This window comes from Collinsella aerofaciens, from assembly GCF_039758965.1.
GTDB classification, from domain to species: domain Bacteria; phylum Actinomycetota; class Coriobacteriia; order Coriobacteriales; family Coriobacteriaceae; genus Collinsella; species Collinsella aerofaciens_BR.
Genome location: NZ_JBDMSL010000010.1, coordinates 1 through 17,535, shown reverse-complemented (window position 1 = coordinate 17,535; position 17,535 = coordinate 1). Strand labels below are relative to the sequence as shown.

Genomic DNA, 17,535 nt, shown 5'->3' with positions numbered 1-17,535 from the left:
ATTTCCACGCCGACGAGCTCAACTAGGCCTAATCCAAACGAGATTCCAGACTCGACAGGCCATTGAGGGTCAGATCGTTGGCGACCTCAGAGACGCGCTCAATAGGAACCGAGCCGTCAGACAGCGCCCACGTGCGATAGATACCGATAATACCCGACAGCAAAAACGCCAGATAGTAGTCGAACATCTCGTCCTTGAGACCTTGGGGCAGCAGATCGCGCTCGGCAATCTCGTGCTCGAGCGGTGCACGAAGACGAGCCATAAAATCATCGAGCGGTATGTTCTCGATCAGCTGACGATTGAGCACGAGGTTGTTGCACAGCGCCTCGTTAACGGTTTTAAAGAAGGTCGCCGCCGCGCCAAGGGCGCGCTCGTTGGTGTCGCCGTCCATGGAAGCAAGCGTTTTCTCGACCGAGTCGACAATCATCTCCACAACATCGACGGCAATGGCATCGAGCAGGCCGTCAACCGTACCAAAGTGAACGTAAAAAGTCTTGCGGTCGACATTGGCCTCGCGCGCGATGGCACTCACCGTAATGTCTGCCAACGGCTTTTCCATGAGCAGGCGCTCGAAAGCAGAAAGGATGGCATTGCGGCTGCGAACGATGCGGCGGTCAAGACGCGGTTTGCTGGTTGCCATGGGCGTGTCCCTTCGATATGCGAGCATTCATCAACAGATGAGAGATAATCTACGTAAGAGGATTATCCCCCATACGGCACAAATATGCCCCGCGTCATGAAGAACGCACGACTGCCCTACTGCGACTTAGGATGCTTCTTCTTATTAAGTGCCGACGGAGATACGCGAATACCATCGCCTGTCTGGCGCACATAGGCTTTATGAGCCGGCTTAGCGGTCCCAGAAGCCTTCTGAGCGTGCTTCCTGGGATCAACGGTAACAGCATTCGTGGGGTGCGGCTTAGTGGGCGCAGAGGGCGTCTGAGGCGTGCGGCCGAGCTTGCGCATCACACGATCCCAGCGCGCATGGATGCTCTCGTTGTGGGCGCTCTTAAGTCCCAGCAGAGGCGCAGCCAAAATGGTAGGGGCAATAAACGTAATGAGACGCCACAGCAGATAGCCGGCGGTCGAAGCCGACCCAAAGAAATGACCCAAGAACAATGCAAAGCCGCCCTCAGCGCCACCAGTTCCACCGGGCAAGGGGACCGCAGAGCTCAGCAACTGGACAAAGGCGCTCGCGGCCATGACCGAGAAAAAGTCGACCTCGTGGTGGCCAAAGGCAAGCATTAGGAAATACGGAACCAGATAGAAAAACGCGAGCTGCAGCATGGTGATAAACACAGTGAGCAGCATGGAAGAAAAATGTCCGGCTGAAAGCTTGAACTTCTCGGAGAAGGAGTAGATCTCGCCATCGACAAACGTGCGCCATCCCTCGATCTTAGTGGCCGAGACACCAATGCGCTCAAGCCAATTGATGATGCAGTGGGCGACGCGCGTGACGGTCTTAGGCATGAGCGCGACGGCGAAGATGCCAAGCAAGATGCAGCAGTGCCCACCAAAGCTAAAGACGCACAGCAGCGTCATGTCGCCATAGCGCTCGGCAAAAAACGGCATGCGAGCAAGCAGTAGGATAGCGCCCCAGGCAACGAGGCCAAACTGATACACGATAAAGCGCGTGAATTGCGTGGCTCCGGCCTCGCCGACATTTTGGCCCGCCTTGGTCAGGCGGTAGATCTGAGCAGGAGTCGAGCCCATCATCATAGGTGTGAGGTTGCCAAAGAAGATGCCGCTCGCCTCGACCGAAATGAGGTCGCGAATGCCGACGGGTGAATTGGGGTCGAGCCAGACAGCGATCGCATAGGCCACAATGCCAAAGAACAGGTACAGGAACATGCAAAAGCATGCAGCAGCGAGCCAAGGCGCCTGGACGCTCGACATTGCGGCCCAGAACTGCCCCATCTGCCCGGTTACCACCAGATAGACGATATAACCCACCAGCACGACGCCGATAAAGATGGCGCCGCGGCGTGCGCTCTTATTGTCATCTCCGCCCGAGGCCTCAACCTCGACCTGGGGCTTAGACGTATGCTGAGAGGACTCCGTCATGAGACTCCTTCTAACAGTCAAAATATCTTGGATATTGTACCCGCAAGGACCATAGACAGAACGAAAAGCTCTGGTTCAAACGGGAATTGCAGACGGTTGTTTGAAAATAAAAAACCCGGCCTTCCATGGGAAGCCCGGGAATCAAATGCGTGGTAGCCCGTACCAGATTCGAACTGGTGATCTCCGCCTTGAGAGGGCGGCGTCCTAAACCGCTAGACGAACGGGCCATAAGCCTCAGCAGAAAAGAAGTGGTAGCCCGTACCAGATTCGAACTGGTGATCTCCGCCTTGAGAGGACGGCGTCCTAAACCGCTAGACGAACGGGCCACATGACATCTGCACTGCCGTGCTGCGAGGAAATATATTACGGGACAAAAAACGTCAGCGCAAGAAGAAATTCCAAATTGCCGAAAAAATGTCGGCAGGTTATGGAACACGCAGGTAAACTGGATAGCTAATTCAAGTTGAGATGGACCAAAAGAGCTTCGCGGTCGTTGGGAATATTGTCTTCGATCACGGCGTCGAGGGCGGAGTTGAGAAGCTGACCCAGTTCCGGCCCGGGCTTGACTCCGGCACGGATCAGGTCGCCGCCGTTGATGGCGAGCATCTTGAGCGTATAGGGCTCCCCTGCCTTCAGCAGCTCGTGCGCCATCGCGCGCATCTCCTCAATCGTCTCAACGTAATAGAAGCAAGACGGGGCCTTGCCGAGCGTATCGGCACGCTTAAGGTCCATGAGCTCGTCCATCAGACGCGGCGTGTCGACGCCCTCGCCCGAAAGCGCGCGCATCATATTGAGCAGGCAGGATCGCTCGGGGCGCAGCGGCTTATCGTGATATTTGATGAGCAGGCACACGTCGCGCACCAAGTCGTGCGAGAGTGCCAGGCGATCCATAATGACGCGCGCTTTCTTGGCGCCGAGCTCGGGATGACCGTAGAAGTGTCCGCTGCCGGCGTGATCGACCGTAAAGCACTCGGGCTTGGAGACATCGTGCAAAAACGCCGCCCACATAAGGCTCGACGATGGCGCGACGCCGTCGCACAGCGCCAGCTCCCCTGCCACCGTCAGCACACGGGCGATATGCTCGTAGACGTTAAACGCATGATAGACACTTCGCTGATCAAACCCGCGACCCGCTGCCAACTCGGGCACAGCGACGCAGATGAGCTCAGGGTAGCGCAACATGGCGTCTCCCCCGTGACCGGTCGAAAGAATGCCCTCGAGCTCAATACCCACACGCTCGCGCGCTACGGCATCGAGCAGCGGCGCGCACTCGGCAAGCGCGCGCTTGGTCTCGGGCTCAATCATAAAGTCAAGGCGGCAGGCAAAGCGCACCGCGCGCAACATGCGCAGTGCATCCTCGTTAAAGCGACGCTTGGGATCGCCGACAGCACGAATCAGCTTGCGCTCCAAGTCACCCTGGCCGTCGTAGCGGTCGACAAGCCCGCGCTCGGGATGCCAGGCCATGGCGTTGACGGTAAAGTCGCGGCGCGCTAGATCGTCCTCGAGCGAGGCGGCACGCTCCACACTCTGGGGATGGCGACCATCGGTGTAAAAGCCATCCAGGCGGTACGTGGTGACCTCGATACGCTCGCCATCGGAAATAGCCGTGATTCCGCCAAATTTAATGCCCGACTCTACGACCGCGATGCCGGCGGTCTCGAGCGCCGCTTTGGACTCCTGCCACAGGCCGCTACAGCACATATCAACATCGTGGCTGGGGCGCCCCATCAGGGCGTCGCGCACCCAACCGCCTACGTACCAAGCCTCAAGACCGGCTGCTTCGAGCGAACGCAGGACGCGCAGGGAGGCATCAGACGGTTGCGTACCGTTGAGAGAAACATTGCACATGCCTATGGCCTCCTGCACTTGCGAGCGTTAATCGATGGTTCTCAAGAAGTCTAACAAGAAACGAGAAAGCGCGCACACGCAATCGCGTCGTCGATTCGATAAAACGAGACAGCAAACGCCACATACGTTCAGCGCACAAAAAACACCCGCCTTGGTAATCCAAAGCGGGTGTTCGGCAACGATGTATCGATGCTGCTAGCAGACCTGGCGAACCTCGATGTGCTTCTTATATTCGTCCACCTTGGCAAAATCGCCCAGACCGGGGCACTCGACCACGTTGGCGCCGGTGGCCATCGAAAGACGCAAAGCATCCTCAACACGCTCGGGGGCGTCGTGCCACACGGACAGGAAGGCAGCGAGCGAGGAATCGCCGGCACACACCGTCGACAGCAGCTTGACGTCGAAGGTGCGGTTGGCAAACCAGATGTGCTCGCCGTTGGAGAAGTAAGCACCGGCGCCACCGAGGGTCAGCAGCACGTTCTTGGCGCCCTTGGCATGCAGCTCGGCCATAGCGCCCTTGACGGACTCATCGTCGCCACCGCTCACCTTGATGCCAAAGATGTCGAGCAGCTCGTCGTCATTGGGCTTGATCAGCAGCGGCTCCATGGCAATGAGGTCTGCCAGCTGATGGCTCGAGATATCGAGCACGAACTCGGCACCCTTGGCCTTGACGCGGCGCAGAACCACGGCCAGGAAGCCCTCGGAAGTGTTGGGAGGCAGCGAGCCACTGATTACCAGGCAGGTCATGTCATCGAGCGAATCGATGAGCTCAAACATCTCCTGCTCGTTGGCCTCGTTGATGGCGGCACCGGCGTTGACCATGTTGTACTCGGTGTCGGGGCCGGCATTGAGGAACACGTTGACGCGCGTGATGCCGTCGGTCCACACGGGCTTGACGGGCACGCCCAGGGCCTCGGCGCCCTTGACGATAAACTCGCCCGAGAAGCCAGCGAAGAAGCCCAGGATCGTGGTGTCGACACCGTAGTGGTCAAGCGTAAACGAGACGTTGAGGCCCTTGCCGTTGGGCGTATAGACGGCGTTGCGAGTACGCGTGACGGTGTTGGCAGCAAGGCCGTCGCAGGCGATGTTGTAGTCAATGGCGGGATTTGCAGTGAGCGTGTAAATCATGAATGTTCCTTTCACGAAGCAACGTGTTAATGAAAGTATATTCCACGCATCGGTAAAAGGCTAGGACAACTCGGTGAACGGTGTGGAAGCGATGAAGTACGGCAGGACATCTCTCCCCTATGACGGAACAAAAAGGCGCCCTGGCCGAAACCGGGGCGCCGCATGCGCACGAATATGTCGCGTTTCGATTACTGACGATCGAGCTTGCGGACAGCAACGCGCTTGCTGTACTCGTCGACGTGACCAAAGTCGCCAATACCGACGGACTCGGCGACGTTGGCGCCGGTGGCCATAGCGAGCTTCATGGCCTCCTCGACGTTGTCGCGATCCCTGTACCACTTGTGCAGGAACGCAGCGAGGGTGCAATCGCCGGCGCAGACGGAAGAAACCAGCTTGATGTTGAACTCACGCTTGGCGTACCAGATGTCCTCGCCGTTGGAGAAGTAAGCGTCGCCGCGGCTACCGCGGGTGAGCAGCACGTTCTGAACGCCAGCGTCGTGAGCCATCTTCATGGCAACGCGAACCTCGTCGTCGGTATCGACCGGCACGCCGAAGATGGCCTTCATCTCGTGATGGTTCGGCTTGATGAGCAGCGGCTTCTTGTGAGCGAGCTCCTTGAGCTTGTCGGAGGACAGGTCCAAGACGACGTCGGCGCCACGAGCCTGAGCGTGCTCCATGACCTGAGCCAGGAAGTCAGGCGTAGCTTTGGGAGGCACGGAGCCGGAAACGATCAGGCACTCGAGATCGCCCGCGGTGTCCAGGATGTTGTAGAGCTCCTCCTGGTGCTGCGGCGTGATCGGAGCACCCGGGTTCAGGATGCCGTACTCGTGCTGGCCATCGTTGACGTAGGTGTTAATGCGCGTGATACCGTCGGTCCAGACCGGGCGGCAGAGGCAACCCAGGTTCATGACCTCCTCGACGATGAACTTGCCCGTGAAGCCGGCGAAGAAGCCGAGCGCGACGGTGTCGACGCCCATCTTCTTAAAGGCGAAGGACACGTCGAGGCCCTTGCCGTTAGCCGTGTAGCTGGCCGAGCCGGTGCGGACGTTCTCGTCGGGCTCGAGCGGAGAGCTCGAAACCGTCATGTCGACAGCCGGGTTAGCGGTTAGCGTGTAGAACATTTACAGTACCCCCTGTATATGTGAGGGCCGCGTGGCCGGCCCATTCCAACCACGCGGTTACCTCTGATACCAAATTAGCGAGCTGCGGACTCGAGCAGTGCCTTGACCTCGGCAGCGGTGTTGCAGGCGAGCGCCTTCTCGGCGAGCTCGTCGCACTCGGCCTTGGTCCACTGGCTGATGGTCTTGCGGGCGCGCAGGATGGACGGAGCACTCATCGAGAACTCCTCCAGGCCCCAGCTGATCAGCAGCGGCTCGAGCAGCGGATCGGCAGCGGCCTCGCCGCACATACCGACCATGATGCCGGCCTTCACGCCGCTCTCGATGATGTTCTTGAGCGAGCGGAGCACGGCGGGATAGTACACCTGGTATAGGTTGGAGATGGTGTCGTTGCCACGGTCGGCGCACATGGTGTAGCCGATCAGGTCGTTGGTGCCGATGGAGAAGAAGTCGGCGACCTCGGCCAGACGGTCTGCGAGCAGCGAAGCGGCGGGCGTCTCGACCATGATGCCGACCTCGATGTTCTCGTTGAACTTGCGACCCTCTTCGGTCAGCTCGGCCTTGCACTGCTCGACGAGCTCCTTGACAGCCAAGACCTCCTCGACGCAGGTGACGAGCGGGATCATGATCTTGACGTCACCGAAGGCGCTAGCGCGCAGCAGAGCGCGGAGCTGGACCTTGTACTGGTCGGGATTGGCCAGGCAGTAACGCACGGCACGGAAGCCCATGAAGGGGTTGTCTTCCTTGACCATGTGCAGATACGGAATCTCCTTGTCGCCACCCACATCGAGCGTGCGGATGATGACCGGAGCACCCTTGAGCGCGCTGGCGGCCTTACGGTAGGCGTTGAACTGCTCCTCCTCGGAAGGAAGCTCAGCAGAGTCCATGAACAGGAACTCGGAGCGGAACAGACCGATGGCCTCGGCGTCGTGATCGAGCGCGTTGGGCACGTCATCGGGGTTACCGATGTTGCAGGCGATGATCTTCTTGATGCCATCGGCAGTCACGGACGGCTTGCCACGGAAGGCCTCGAGGGCTGCCTTCTCGGCAGCGAAGGCCTCGGCCTTGGCGGTGTAGGCAGCGAGCGTCTCCTCGTCGGGATCGGCCTCGACGATACCCTTGCCACCGTCGACGACAACAGTCATACCGTTGCGCAGAGCGGTGCAGCTGTTGGAAACCGAAAGGACAGCCGGGATCTCGAGGGCGCGCGCAATGATCGCGGAGTGCGACGTGCGGCCACCGGTCTCGGTGACGATACCGGCAACGTGGGCCTTATCGATCGTGGCGGTCATGGACGGCGTGAGGTCGTGCACGACAACGACAGTGTTCTCGGGCAGGACGGAGAGGTCGACGACCTCCTTGCCCAGCAGCTCAGCCAGAATACCGGTGCGGATGTCGGCGATGTCGGCCGCACGCAGACGGAACATCTCGTCGTCCATGGACAGGAACATGTTCTCGAACATGGTCGAGGTGTCCATGAGCGCCTGCTCGGCGCAGGTACCGCCGTCAATGGCGGCGTTGATGGCGTCGGTCATCCCCGGGTCCTGAGCCAGGACAATGTGTCCGCTCATGATCTCGGCCTCGGCCTCGCCCACCGTCTCCTTCATGTGGTCGGCCTGAGCCTGGGTCTTCTCGCAGAAGACCGAAAGAGCGGACTGATAGCGCTCCTTCTCTGCTGCCGAATCAGCAACCTCGTGCGGCTCAAACGTCAAGTCGGGATCGACGGCGACCATGACGGTGCCGATACCGATGCCCTCGGAAGCGTTGACTCCCTGATACATTCCCATTCCTCTCTCCGTGTCATGTGATAAAGCGTTTTGCCATATCCATGACAAAAGAGCGCAGCTACCTTACAACAGGTCACTGCGCCCCCAAATATGAACTTAGTTGTTCAACATGCGACCCGTTTGAGTTCTACTCGCCAAGACCGCTCTTGATGAGCTCGATGGCAGCAGCCAGAGCCTCGGCCTCGTCAGCGCCGTCGCACTTGACCTCGACCTCGGTACCGCAGGGGATACCAGCAGCCATGAGGGCCATCGGGGACTTACCGTTGACCTCCTTCTCGGGGGTGACGACAGTCACGTCGCAGGCGTACTTGCCCATGGTGGAGGCGAAGAGGCCGGCCGGACGCATGTGAAGACCCTGCGGATTGACGAGGGTAGCCTTCTCAGAAACCATAATTGACTCCTTTTTTGTGTTTAACCCCTGTCATGCATGCGGCAGGAGTCAGATTCACGACGTTGTTTATATTAACTCACATCAAACTGTTTTTCATTATGTTTCGCACGAATTGTTGGACAGATGTGTTTGTCGTCCGCTTGCTCGCCCACAGGGGGCCGGGCGTGGCCAGTGAGATTTCCTGCTCTACAGTCCTGCTCGCACGAAGAGCACATTAAGTGCTCTTCGGCTCGTGCGGAACTCGCGATAAATCTCGCAGGCCGCGCCCGGCCCCCTGTGGGCGAGCAAGCTGCGGAAACTCAGTCGGTCCAGAGCAATATCGTGCGAACGGAATTCTGGCTGATTTTTGTTCGCCTGGTTGAACTAGTTGAAGGGGCCTATCTGTACCCTTTTGTAAGTTGCGGTGAAATAGGGACTGAATTTGGGGTTGAATCGTTTACACAGTCCCTATTTCACCGCAACTTATTTGGGGATGAAAAAGGCGGAGGCCCTGGAGAGGGTCTCCGCCTTTGTTACAAGGGGCGATGTTATTCGCGTACCGTGGAATTAGACCAGGCGGGCGTTGATCGTCTTGGCGATCTCGGCGGCGTCGGTGGAACCCTTGACGGTGGCACGGAAGTCCTCGTCCATGAGCGCCTCGGCGACCTTGGACAGGATCTTGAGGTGCGTGGTGCCAGCCTGAGCGCCCGGGATGAGCAGGGCAATGGCAACGTTGACGGGAGCGCCGTCCATGGTGTCCCAACCGGTCACGCCAGAGTCGTCCTTGACGACGATGACGGCAGCCTCGGTGATGGCGTCGGACTTGGCATGCGGAATAGCGAAGCCCTCCATCATGCCCGTGGTGCCCTCGGCCTCGCGGGCCAGGAAGGCGTTCATAACGGCGTCGGCGTCGCCGGCGATACCGGCCTTGACGGCCTGGTTGGAAACAAAGCTCAAGGCCTCGTCACGAGAAGCGAAGTCCTCGGCGACAAAGACGTTCTCGACCTTCACGAAGTCGGAAGCCTCGGCCTTGGGGGCCTCGACGGCAGCGGCCTTGGGGGCCTCAACCGGCTTGGCTGCAGGAGCGGCCTTATGGTTCTTCTCGAAGTCGTACTTCTTGAAGGCCACGAACAGGATGCCACCGATCACGGCGCCGATGAGGATAGCGAGGACCCACAGCGGACCGTTCTCGACAACGGGCAGGACCAGGAAGCCACCGTGGGGCGCCGGATCATGAACGTTGAACATGATGGTCAGGATCGAAGCGATGGAGGAACCGAGCATCATGATGGGCATGACGGGCCAGATGTTCTTGGTCATGAACGGAATGGCGCCCTCGGTGATGTGGGTGCAACCAAGGATGAGGTTGACGACACCGGCGTCGTGATCCTCCTGGCTGAAGTACTTCTTGCCGACAACGACGGCGAAGGTGGTGATCAGCGGCGGAACGATGCAGGCGGCGGAGACGGCAGCCATGAAGTTGGTGCCGAAGTTGTAGGTGTCGGTACCGACACCGGCGGCCAGAGCCTCGGTGAGCATAGCGGTACCGGTGACGTAAGCAGCCTTGTTGACCGGGCCACCCATGTCAAAGGCGCACATGCAGCCGATGGCAAGACCCAGGACAACGGCGCCAGAGGCGGACAGGCCCTTGAGGAAGTCCATCATGGCGGTGTTGATGGCAGCCATGGGGCCGGAGATGCCGAGCATGACCAGACCGACGATGGCGGTCGAGAACAGCGGGTACAGGAAGATAGCCTTGAGGCCGTCCAGGTTCTTGGGCAGACCGGCAAAAACCTTCTCGAGCAGCAGGATGACATAGCCAGCGAGGAAGCCGCCGACGATGCCGCCCAGGAAGCCAAAGCCCACACCTGCGCCACCGGCGTCGATCATACCGGTATCGGCGTTAACAGGCAGACCCTGGATGGCGATCATACCGGCGACGAAACCGGGAACGAGCGCCGGACGCTTGCCGATGGATTCGGCGATGTAGGCGGAAAGCACCGGAACCATGAGGTTCATGGCGATGCCGCCGATGATCTTGAGCATCGCAGCAAAGCTGTTGTAGTCAGACGCCGTCGAATCGAAGGACGTAATGCCCCACAGGAACGAGACAGCGGTCAGAACACCACCGGCAACAACGAAGACCAGCATGTGGCTGACGCCGTTCATGAGGTGCTTGTAGATGATGTGGCCGATGGACTCCTTCTCCTCGACATCGTCCTCGACATCGGCGGCAGCTGCAACCGTGTCGTCACCCTTGGCGGCGAGCGCGCGATCAATCAGCTTACCGGCGGCCTCAACGGACAGGGCCTTGGAAACACCAACGGAAACCATGGGCTTGCCGGCGAAACGCTCAGCCTGGACATCCTTGTCGGCTGCGACGACGACGGCCTTGGCGCCAGCGATCTCACTCTTGGTGAGCTCGTTCTCGACACCGACCTGGCCATGAGTCTCGACCTTAATGGTCAGACCGCGCTCGGCAGCTGCCTTCTCCAGCGCCTCCTTCGCCATGAAGGTGTGCGCAATGCCGGTCGGGCAACCGGTCGCGGCGATGATGTCAAACTTAGCCATGTGTCCCTCCTTCTTGAGTACAGCGCCCGCGGGCGCTCCCCTACACGCGCTTCGATGCGCGTTTTTCCACAACTGAAAGATACCAACCTACCGTCCGCGTGAGAAGAGACAAGGTGCAATTCTCCGGTGAAAGGTTCTTTCATAACCGTAAACGGTAAGTGAAAGTTTACCATCAACACTTGAAACGGCAAGGTGTATCTTGTAATTGAAAATGCCCGTATACTATGGCATTGCGAATCAAATTAGATTTTCATGCCAACCAGGAGCCATCCATGACCGATAGTAGCAAGAGCGCACTTTCCCTCATTAGTACCCACCAGGGATACAGCGAGTCCGAGCAGCGCATTGTCGACTATATATTGGAGCACCAGTCCGAGGCTCCACGCCTCACGGCGGCTCAGCTCTCACGCGCCGCTGCCACGTCCGAGGCGACCGTTTCGCGCTTCTGCCGCAAGCTTGGGTTTGGCAGCTTCCGCAGCTTTCAGTTTTCGTTGGCGAGGGATTTGGAAAGCCAGCGCAACGAGGGCCTGACCGACGAGGTCTCGCTCGACAATATGGAGCAGAGCCTCAAGAACATCCTGGCTGCCAAGGTGAGCGAGCTTAATGCGACCATCGACGGAATCGACCACGATACGCTGGCGGCTGTTGTGCATGCCCTTAAGCATGCAGGGGTTATTGAGTTTGCGGCTGTGGGCAATACGAACGCGGTCGCGCTCGATGCGACGTTTAAGTTTTCGCAGCTGGGCCTGCGCTGCATGGCGAGCACCATTAGCGAGACATCAATCGGCTTTGCGCTCACGTTACGCCCGGGTGACGTCATCGTGCTTATCTCAAACTCCGGCAAATCGCGCCGACTGAATCGCATGGCAAAAGCGGCTCGCAACTGCGGCGCAACCGTAGTCGTCATCAGCAGCGACAGCAAATCCCCGCTCGCGCGTCTGGCAGACTACACCTTTAATACCGTCAACCACGAAGCGCTGCTGACGACGGGCGACTTTGCGTTCTCTAAGATCAGCGCCACGATGATCATCGAAGTCATCTACAACTTCCTGCTGCCCGAGATTGAAGACGCGCGTGAGCATATCAGCTACTACGAGGAGCTCATCCAGCCGGATAAGGTCGTTGAGTAGGTAAATTGGGGAGCCGATAGACGCCCCTCGCCACGAAATCCGCCCATCTACTACGTTTTAACCTCAAGCGCCAACCATACACCCAAAATAGAGAAAACCGCAGGCGTTCTACCTGCGGTTTTCTTTTTGCAATTCTTGGCGTGGTTGCCGATGCCCTGCCAAAAGTAGTAGATGGACCCGTTTCGTGGCGGCCGGATTGGACATACATGTGGCGGCTCGGCCTAGGCACGCGCCTCCGCAAGCATCTGTTTGGCGTGCGCCAGGCTTGCCTCGGACTGATCGCCGCTCAACATGCGGGCGATCTCGGCGGTACGCGCTTCGCCGGTTACCTCGTCCAAATGCGTCTGGGGAACATCGCCTGGTTCCTTGCTGACAACATAATGCTTGTCGGCCATGACGGCGACCTGCGCCAAGTGGGTTACGACAATCACCTGATGCGTAGAGGCGAGATCTGCGAGCACGCCCGCGAGTGCACGCGCCGTGGAGCCACCGACACCAGCATCGACCTCGTCAAACACCAGCGTATCGACACCGTCCGCGTTACCGAGGACAACCTTACTTGCCAGCATGACGCGGCTGAGCTCGCCGCCCGACGCAATGCGGCGCAGGGGACGTGGCGTCAAGCCGGCACCGCTGCGGTATAGCAGCTCGTAGCTCGAAGGACCAACGGGCGTCCACTCAGCACGGGGAAGATCGCGCGACTCCCAGACGAGCTCGGCACTACCCATCTCCAAGCGCGCCATCTGGCGGCCAACCTCGTGGCAGAAGCGCGGGGCCGCCGTATTGCGAGCGCGCTTAAGTGCCTTGGCAGCGGCAAACAACTCGCGCTCGGCGCTCCCGAGTGCCTCACGCGCCTTTTTGATCTGCTCATCGCCATCATCGACCAGGGACAGCAGTTCTTGCGAGCGATCGCGCATGGCAAAAACATCGTCCATAGTGGGACCCCACTGACGCAACAGACCCTTGAGGTCGGAATACCGCTCACGCATGCGAGCGAGCTCGCGCGGGTCGAAGGCGACGCCATCGCGATAGGAACGAAGCTCGTTCGCGCAATCCTCAAGGGAGATACAGGCATCCGAAAGCGCATCGGCAATGTCGCCCAGCTTGCGATCGACGGCAGCCATACGGGAAAGCTCTGCCACGGCACTGTTCACGGCATCGAGCGCTCCCCCTTCGGCAGCAAGCGATGCATGGGCATCATTGGCCGTGGCAACCAGTACCTCGGCATGTTCGGAGCGCGGCAGCAGTTCCTCGAGTTCCTCATACTCGCCCGGTTTGGGGTCGACCTCGCCGATGCGCTCGAGCGCAAAGCGCGCCTCCTCGACGCGGCTCCCCTGCGCACGCGAGGCCTCTTCAACACGTCGAACCTCCTTGGCGGCAGCACGCGATGCCTTAAAGCAGGCGCGGTACGCATCCAGCGCCTCGAGCGCAGAGCGTCCCGCCCACGCATCAACCATCGCAACGTGATGCGCCGGATCGAGCAAGCGTTGGTGCTCGTGCTGGCCGCACAAATCCATCATCACGCCAACGCGCTCCGAAAGCTCGCGCACGCTGGCGATGCGGCCGTCAATCTTGACGCGGCTGCGACCCTCGGCAGAAAGGCTGCGCTGCACGGTAAAGCCCTCCGCGTCGTGTGGGCCGTCAAACAGGCGCGCCTCGACGCTCGCCAGCGCCTCGCCCTCACGCACCGTCGACGAATCCGCGCGCTCGCCCAAAATAAGCTTGAGCGCCGAGAGCAGCGCAGTCTTGCCGGCGCCGGTCTCACCGGTCAGGACAGTCAGGCCGGCACTCGGCACCAGCGTCGCCTCGCGAATGAGTGCAATGTTAGAAACCTGCAGCTCATCGATCATGACGGACTCCGTAGAATACGCGGCTCACCGAGTTATAGAAGCTCTCGGGGCCGTAATCCAGCAGCAGCACATCGCCGGGCCCACGACGCACCGCCACGCTCTCAACGGTGCCATCACAGGTAATAAACTGCCCATCGATAGCGATCGCCGGAACGCTCGGACGGTCATCAGACATAAAGATTTCGACGACATCACTCGGCGAAGTCAAGAAGGCACGGGCCTGAATGGTGTGCGGCGCAATGGGTACGCAGACCATGCCCGTATAGTCGGGGCTCACGATGGGGCCACCGGCACTGAGCGCGTAACCCGTAGAACCAGTCGCCGTGGACACGACCACGCCGTCGCCACGCAGTCGATCGATATGGTGGCCCGACACCGTGATGTCGAACTCAACCATATCGGACAGGGGGCCGCGCGTGAGCGCCATGTCGTTCAGGGCGAAAGTGCGCACGACATCCTTCGTACCGTCTTCGCGCACGGACACGATATCCGCGGCGATGGTAGCGCGACGGCTCACGTGCAGCTCACCGGACAGGGCGTCGCTCACGACCTGCAGAATGTCGCGCTCCTCGGGACTCGCAGCAGTTAAAAAGCCCAGGTGACCATAGGAAAGACCGAGGATAGGAATCTCACGATGGTTGAGGATGCGGGCAGCGCGCAGCAACGTGCCGTCGCCGCCGAGCGTAATGACCAGATCGGAGCCGTCAATATCAGGCGTGCTCTGAATCTTGGATCGCTGGTCGGCAGCCCATGCGACCTCATAGCCCTGACGAGTGAGCCAAAGCTCGAGCATCAGGCCGCTCTCGACCGCCTCTTGCTTGTAGTAATTGGGAACCAGAAAGACCTTCATAGCGTTGCAGCTTTCTCGCTCATAACCGATACCTGGGATTGCAGCTCGTCTTGCGAGCGGTCGCCAGATTCAAATCTAGTACCGTACAGGAAAAACTCAACGTTGCCCTTGGCACCATGAATGGGTGACACGCACACATCGACCGGGAACAGGCCCTTGGCGGCAAAGAGTTCAACCGCCGCCACGAGTGTATCGCGGCGCACGGCGGGATCGGTCACAATACCGCCCTCGCCCACCAGCGCCGCCGGAGCCTCAAACTGCGGCTTTACGAGCGTGCAGAATGCACCCGTAGGAGCCAGGCAGGCCAGTACCGCATCGATAATGTTCGCGATGCTGGTAAACGAGACATCACACACAGCCAGGTCGATGGTGCCGGCATAGCCAAGCTCAGGCAGCTGCGTCACGTTTGTGCGCTCATGCAGCGTCACGCGATCGTCCTGACGCAATGACCAATCGAACTGGGCGCGACCCACGTCCACCGAGACAACGGTCGCAGCGCCGCGCTTGAGCAGGCAATCAGTAAAGCCGCCCGTGGAGCAGCCCACATCGAGGCAAGCAAGGTCCGTCGGATCAATCCCAAACGCATCGAGCGCGCCCTCGAGCTTGAGCCCGCCGCGCCCAACATACGGGATGCGCCCCTTAACGTGCAGTGGCAGGCCCGGCGTCACCTTGAGCCCCGGGGAGGTCAAACGCTCACCGCCACTCGAAACCAAGCCGGCCATAAGAGTGCGAAGGGCATCCGCGCGATCGGCGCAGATGCCCTGTGAAATCAGTTCGTCATCGAGACGCACGCGTTTCATGAATGCCATCAACCATTCGTATCCGGGGATGCAGCCTGTCTATCTTGGGACTCGTTTGCCGCATCCTCATCGTATTCCTGCTCGAGCTTGTCGGCCTCACGCGGCGTCAGCTCAAACTTGTCGACCATATCGACCGCTCGGGAGCCCAGCTCAATCGCCTCGTCAAACAAATCGAGCGAACGCTCCAAGGACGTATCCTTGGAGCGAACGGTGGCGATGATCTGGTCCAGGCGATCCGAGATCTCATCGAAGTTGCGGACGGAACCCTCTGGCATGGCTACTCCTCGACGGAGTCGGCCTCGACGGCCCCAGCGGCGTCTGCATCCTCGTCAAGTACACCGGCGGCAGCCTGAGCGGCAGCGACCTTGGCGGCAGCCTCGGCAGCCTGTGCCTCCTCGCGAGCGCGATCTTCGGCCAGCAGCTCTTGGTACAGGTCCTCGCCCGGCAGCTCCTCGCTGCGAGCGATCTTGCCCAGCACGCCGTTGACGAACGAAGCGGACTGGTCGGTGCCATAGGCCTTGGCAAGCTCGACGGCCTCGTTGATTACGATGGCGTCCGAGACCTCCTCGTCGGTGAGGAAACGCATCTCGTAAACGGCGATACGCAGCAGATTGCGGTCGGCGCCGGGCATGCGCATAAGATCCCAGTTCTTGGCAACGGAGCGCAGAGCACAGTCGATGCGATCGATATGCTCGTAGGCACCACGGCAAAGCTCCAGCGCATAGGGGTCGAGGGGACCCTTCGAGATCAGGAAATCACCCTCGAGGACGCGCTCGAGTGGGCTGTCCGTGGCCTCGGCCTGGAACAGCAGCTGCAGCGCCTGACTGCGGGCAAGCGTGCGCCCGCGATAAACCTTAAGGCTCAAAGGTTACTCCTTGGGGAAAACGAGGCCGTCGATGCAAACGTCGACGCGCTCGACCTCAACGCCCACCTGGGCATCGATGGCGGCGACCACGGCGGCGCGAACGGCCTCGGCGAGTTTCTTGAACGGATAGCCAAAGAACACCACGACGCGCACGGTAAGTGCGAGCTTGTCGCCGACGACCTCGGCCTCGACCGCCGGCTCGGAAGCCGGGGCCTTGGACGAAAGCATCATGGAGACAAGGTTGGTGGCAAGGTCCTTGACGCCAACGGAGGCGATGCCCTCGACATCCGACACGGCGCGCGAGACGATGGCGGTCAGAACATCGGGCGAAATGCCGATGCCGTCAATCTTGATTTCCTGGGGCATGAGTCCTCCTAGAAGATTTGGTTGCTAGACGCGGGAGACGAACTTGCCGTCGCGGGTGTCAACCTTGATGACCTCGCCCTCGTTGAGGTACATGGGGACCTGGATGACAGCGCCGGTGTCGATCGTGGCCGGCTTGGTGGAACCCTGGACGGTGTCGCCCTTAAAGCCCGGGTCGGTTTGGACGATGGTGGTCTCGATGAACATCGGCGGAGTCACGCCCATGAGCTCATCGTCGGCAAAGAGCAGCTGGCAAATGTCGTTCTCGCGCAGCCACTTGGAGTTCTCGCCCACCATGTCCTCGGGAACGGGAACCTGCTCATAGGTCTCGTTGTCCATGAAGATGTAGTCGGCGCCATCGTTGTAGAGATACTGGAACTCACGGGTGGTGAGCATGACGCTCTCGAACTTGGTGCCGGCGTTGCAGGTGTTCTCGACGACGCGGCCGCTCTTGATGTCGCGGGTCTTGTAGCGCACAAACGCGCCGCCCTTGCCCGGCTTGACATGCTGGAACTCGACGATGGTGTAGACCTTGTCCTTAATGCGGAGACCGAGGCCGTTCTTGAAGTCGGCGGTAGAAATGGTAGGCATAGCGACCTTTCTTGTTATGGGCAGAACGCACAAGCGTCCAAATTACATACGACCGAAATTATACACTTGCAGACGGCGACTGCAGCGAGCGCATAAAAAGAAAACGCGGGGCGCCCGAATCTACCTTGATTATCAACTTCATCCGAACACCTCCCACATTCATCCGCACATGTGCGGATGAATGTGGGAACCCGATACCC

Annotated in this window: 16 protein-coding genes and 2 tRNA genes; 1 reads left to right on the top strand and 17 read right to left on the bottom strand. The window is 59.8% G+C overall.

Going from position 1 to position 17,535, the window contains the following annotated elements; translation table 11 throughout:
• Nucleotides 1-28: 28 nt before the first annotated feature.
• The 10 genes from ABHU32_RS04400 to ABHU32_RS04355 form a co-directional block, all read right to left on the bottom strand.
• Nucleotides 29-640, bottom strand: a complete 612-nt coding sequence (locus ABHU32_RS04400; protein ID WP_157757975.1) for a TetR/AcrR family transcriptional regulator — start codon at nucleotides 638-640, stop codon at nucleotides 29-31.
• A 116-nt stretch (nucleotides 641-756) separates the two neighbouring features.
• Nucleotides 757-2,064 carry a lysylphosphatidylglycerol synthase transmembrane domain-containing protein gene (locus ABHU32_RS04395; protein ID WP_346979105.1) on the bottom strand — a complete coding sequence of 436 codons (1,308 nt, stop codon included), beginning with the start codon at nucleotides 2,062-2,064 and terminating at the stop codon, nucleotides 757-759.
• Nucleotides 2,065-2,214: 150 nt separating this feature from the next.
• Nucleotides 2,215-2,291, bottom strand: a tRNA-Glu gene (locus ABHU32_RS04390).
• Between the two features lie 22 nt (nucleotides 2,292-2,313).
• Nucleotides 2,314-2,390: transfer RNA gene (locus ABHU32_RS04385), tRNA-Glu, on the bottom strand.
• A 127-nt stretch (nucleotides 2,391-2,517) separates the two neighbouring features.
• Nucleotides 2,518-3,912 (bottom strand): CCA tRNA nucleotidyltransferase, encoded by a 1,395-nt coding sequence (locus ABHU32_RS04380; protein ID WP_346979104.1) that lies wholly within the window; start codon nucleotides 3,910-3,912, stop codon nucleotides 2,518-2,520.
• 195 nt (nucleotides 3,913-4,107) lie between these two features.
• A complete protein-coding gene (locus ABHU32_RS04375) occupies nucleotides 4,108-5,040 on the bottom strand; it encodes a 1-phosphofructokinase family hexose kinase (RefSeq protein ID WP_346979102.1) in 933 nt (310 codons plus the stop codon).
• A gap of 188 nt (nucleotides 5,041-5,228) precedes the next feature.
• On the bottom strand, nucleotides 5,229-6,161 hold the full coding sequence (locus ABHU32_RS04370; RefSeq protein WP_006233969.1) for a 1-phosphofructokinase family hexose kinase: 933 nt from the start codon (nucleotides 6,159-6,161) through the stop codon (nucleotides 5,229-5,231).
• A gap of 74 nt (nucleotides 6,162-6,235) precedes the next feature.
• On the bottom strand, nucleotides 6,236-7,939 hold the full coding sequence (ptsP, locus tag ABHU32_RS04365; protein ID WP_346979101.1) for a phosphoenolpyruvate--protein phosphotransferase: 1,704 nt from the start codon (nucleotides 7,937-7,939) through the stop codon (nucleotides 6,236-6,238).
• A 133-nt stretch (nucleotides 7,940-8,072) separates the two neighbouring features.
• Nucleotides 8,073-8,336, bottom strand: a complete 264-nt coding sequence (locus ABHU32_RS04360; RefSeq protein WP_022094575.1) for an HPr family phosphocarrier protein — start codon at nucleotides 8,334-8,336, stop codon at nucleotides 8,073-8,075.
• Nucleotides 8,337-8,882: 546 nt separating this feature from the next.
• Nucleotides 8,883-10,886: a fructose-specific PTS transporter subunit EIIC gene (locus ABHU32_RS04355; protein WP_346979100.1), complete on the bottom strand. Its 2,004-nt coding sequence runs from the start codon at nucleotides 10,884-10,886 to the stop codon at nucleotides 8,883-8,885.
• 272 nt (nucleotides 10,887-11,158) lie between these two features.
• Between ABHU32_RS04355 and ABHU32_RS04350 the strand changes: the two genes are divergently transcribed.
• Nucleotides 11,159-12,016: a MurR/RpiR family transcriptional regulator gene (locus ABHU32_RS04350; protein ID WP_226790721.1), complete on the top strand. Its 858-nt coding sequence runs from the start codon at nucleotides 11,159-11,161 to the stop codon at nucleotides 12,014-12,016.
• 221 nt (nucleotides 12,017-12,237) lie between these two features.
• Here ABHU32_RS04350 and ABHU32_RS04345 read toward each other — a convergent pair whose 3' ends face one another.
• The 7 genes from ABHU32_RS04345 to efp are packed head-to-tail and all read right to left on the bottom strand — an operon-like array spanning nucleotide 12,238 to nucleotide 17,335.
• Complete coding sequence (locus ABHU32_RS04345) at nucleotides 12,238-13,866, bottom strand: DNA repair protein RecN (RefSeq protein WP_346979099.1); 1,629 nt, start codon at nucleotides 13,864-13,866, stop codon at nucleotides 12,238-12,240.
• On the bottom strand, nucleotides 13,856-14,716 hold the full coding sequence (locus ABHU32_RS04340) for an NAD(+)/NADH kinase (RefSeq protein WP_035138200.1): 861 nt from the start codon (nucleotides 14,714-14,716) through the stop codon (nucleotides 13,856-13,858). The genes ABHU32_RS04345 and ABHU32_RS04340 overlap by 11 nt, the downstream gene beginning before the upstream one ends.
• The gene (locus ABHU32_RS04335) at nucleotides 14,713-15,516 is read right to left on the bottom strand and encodes a TlyA family RNA methyltransferase (RefSeq protein WP_346979172.1); all 804 of its coding nucleotides are present in this window, start codon (nucleotides 15,514-15,516) and stop codon (nucleotides 14,713-14,715) included. The genes ABHU32_RS04340 and ABHU32_RS04335 overlap by 4 nt, the downstream gene beginning before the upstream one ends.
• Nucleotides 15,517-15,524: 8 nt before the next feature.
• Entirely contained in the window at nucleotides 15,525-15,791 is a 267-nt protein-coding gene (locus tag ABHU32_RS04330) for an exodeoxyribonuclease VII small subunit (protein WP_089571754.1), read from the bottom strand.
• A 2-nt stretch (nucleotides 15,792-15,793) separates the two neighbouring features.
• Nucleotides 15,794-16,381, bottom strand: a complete 588-nt coding sequence (nusB, locus tag ABHU32_RS04325; protein ID WP_346979097.1) for a transcription antitermination factor NusB — start codon at nucleotides 16,379-16,381, stop codon at nucleotides 15,794-15,796.
• A 3-nt stretch (nucleotides 16,382-16,384) separates the two neighbouring features.
• The gene (locus ABHU32_RS04320) at nucleotides 16,385-16,747 is read right to left on the bottom strand and encodes an Asp23/Gls24 family envelope stress response protein (protein WP_006233982.1); all 363 of its coding nucleotides are present in this window, start codon (nucleotides 16,745-16,747) and stop codon (nucleotides 16,385-16,387) included.
• Between the two features lie 24 nt (nucleotides 16,748-16,771).
• Nucleotides 16,772-17,335, bottom strand: coding sequence for an elongation factor P (efp, locus tag ABHU32_RS04315; RefSeq protein ID WP_117806186.1), 564 nt, complete (start codon nucleotides 17,333-17,335; stop codon nucleotides 16,772-16,774).
• Between the last annotated feature and the right edge of the window lie 200 nt (nucleotides 17,336-17,535).

Excerpts from the sequence above, each read along its gene's own strand:
- ABHU32_RS04400 (WP_157757975.1), bottom strand. The coding sequence starts at position 640 with ATGGCAACCAGCAAACCGCGTCTTGACCGCCGCATCGTTCGCAGCCGC.
- ABHU32_RS04395 (WP_346979105.1), bottom strand. The coding sequence starts at position 2,064 with ATGACGGAGTCCTCTCAGCATACGTCTAAGCCCCAGGTCGAGGTTGAG.
- ABHU32_RS04380 (WP_346979104.1), bottom strand. The coding sequence starts at position 3,912 with ATGTGCAATGTTTCTCTCAACGGTACGCAACCGTCTGATGCCTCCCTG.
- ABHU32_RS04375 (WP_346979102.1), bottom strand. The coding sequence starts at position 5,040 with ATGATTTACACGCTCACTGCAAATCCCGCCATTGACTACAACATCGCC.
- ABHU32_RS04370 (WP_006233969.1), bottom strand. The coding sequence starts at position 6,161 with ATGTTCTACACGCTAACCGCTAACCCGGCTGTCGACATGACGGTTTCG.
- ptsP (WP_346979101.1), bottom strand. The coding sequence starts at position 7,939 with ATGTATCAGGGAGTCAACGCTTCCGAGGGCATCGGTATCGGCACCGTC.
- ABHU32_RS04360 (WP_022094575.1), bottom strand. The coding sequence starts at position 8,336 with ATGGTTTCTGAGAAGGCTACCCTCGTCAATCCGCAGGGTCTTCACATG.
- ABHU32_RS04355 (WP_346979100.1), bottom strand. The coding sequence starts at position 10,886 with ATGGCTAAGTTTGACATCATCGCCGCGACCGGTTGCCCGACCGGCATT.
- ABHU32_RS04350 (WP_226790721.1), top strand. The coding sequence starts at position 11,159 with ATGACCGATAGTAGCAAGAGCGCACTTTCCCTCATTAGTACCCACCAG.
- ABHU32_RS04345 (WP_346979099.1), bottom strand. The coding sequence starts at position 13,866 with ATGATCGATGAGCTGCAGGTTTCTAACATTGCACTCATTCGCGAGGCG.
- ABHU32_RS04340 (WP_035138200.1), bottom strand. The coding sequence starts at position 14,716 with ATGAAGGTCTTTCTGGTTCCCAATTACTACAAGCAAGAGGCGGTCGAG.
- ABHU32_RS04335 (WP_346979172.1), bottom strand. The coding sequence starts at position 15,516 with ATGAAACGCGTGCGTCTCGATGACGAACTGATTTCACAGGGCATCTGC.
- ABHU32_RS04330 (WP_089571754.1), bottom strand. The coding sequence starts at position 15,791 with ATGCCAGAGGGTTCCGTCCGCAACTTCGATGAGATCTCGGATCGCCTG.
- ABHU32_RS04320 (WP_006233982.1), bottom strand. The coding sequence starts at position 16,747 with ATGCCCCAGGAAATCAAGATTGACGGCATCGGCATTTCGCCCGATGTT.
- efp (WP_117806186.1), bottom strand. The coding sequence starts at position 17,335 with ATGCCTACCATTTCTACCGCCGACTTCAAGAACGGCCTCGGTCTCCGC.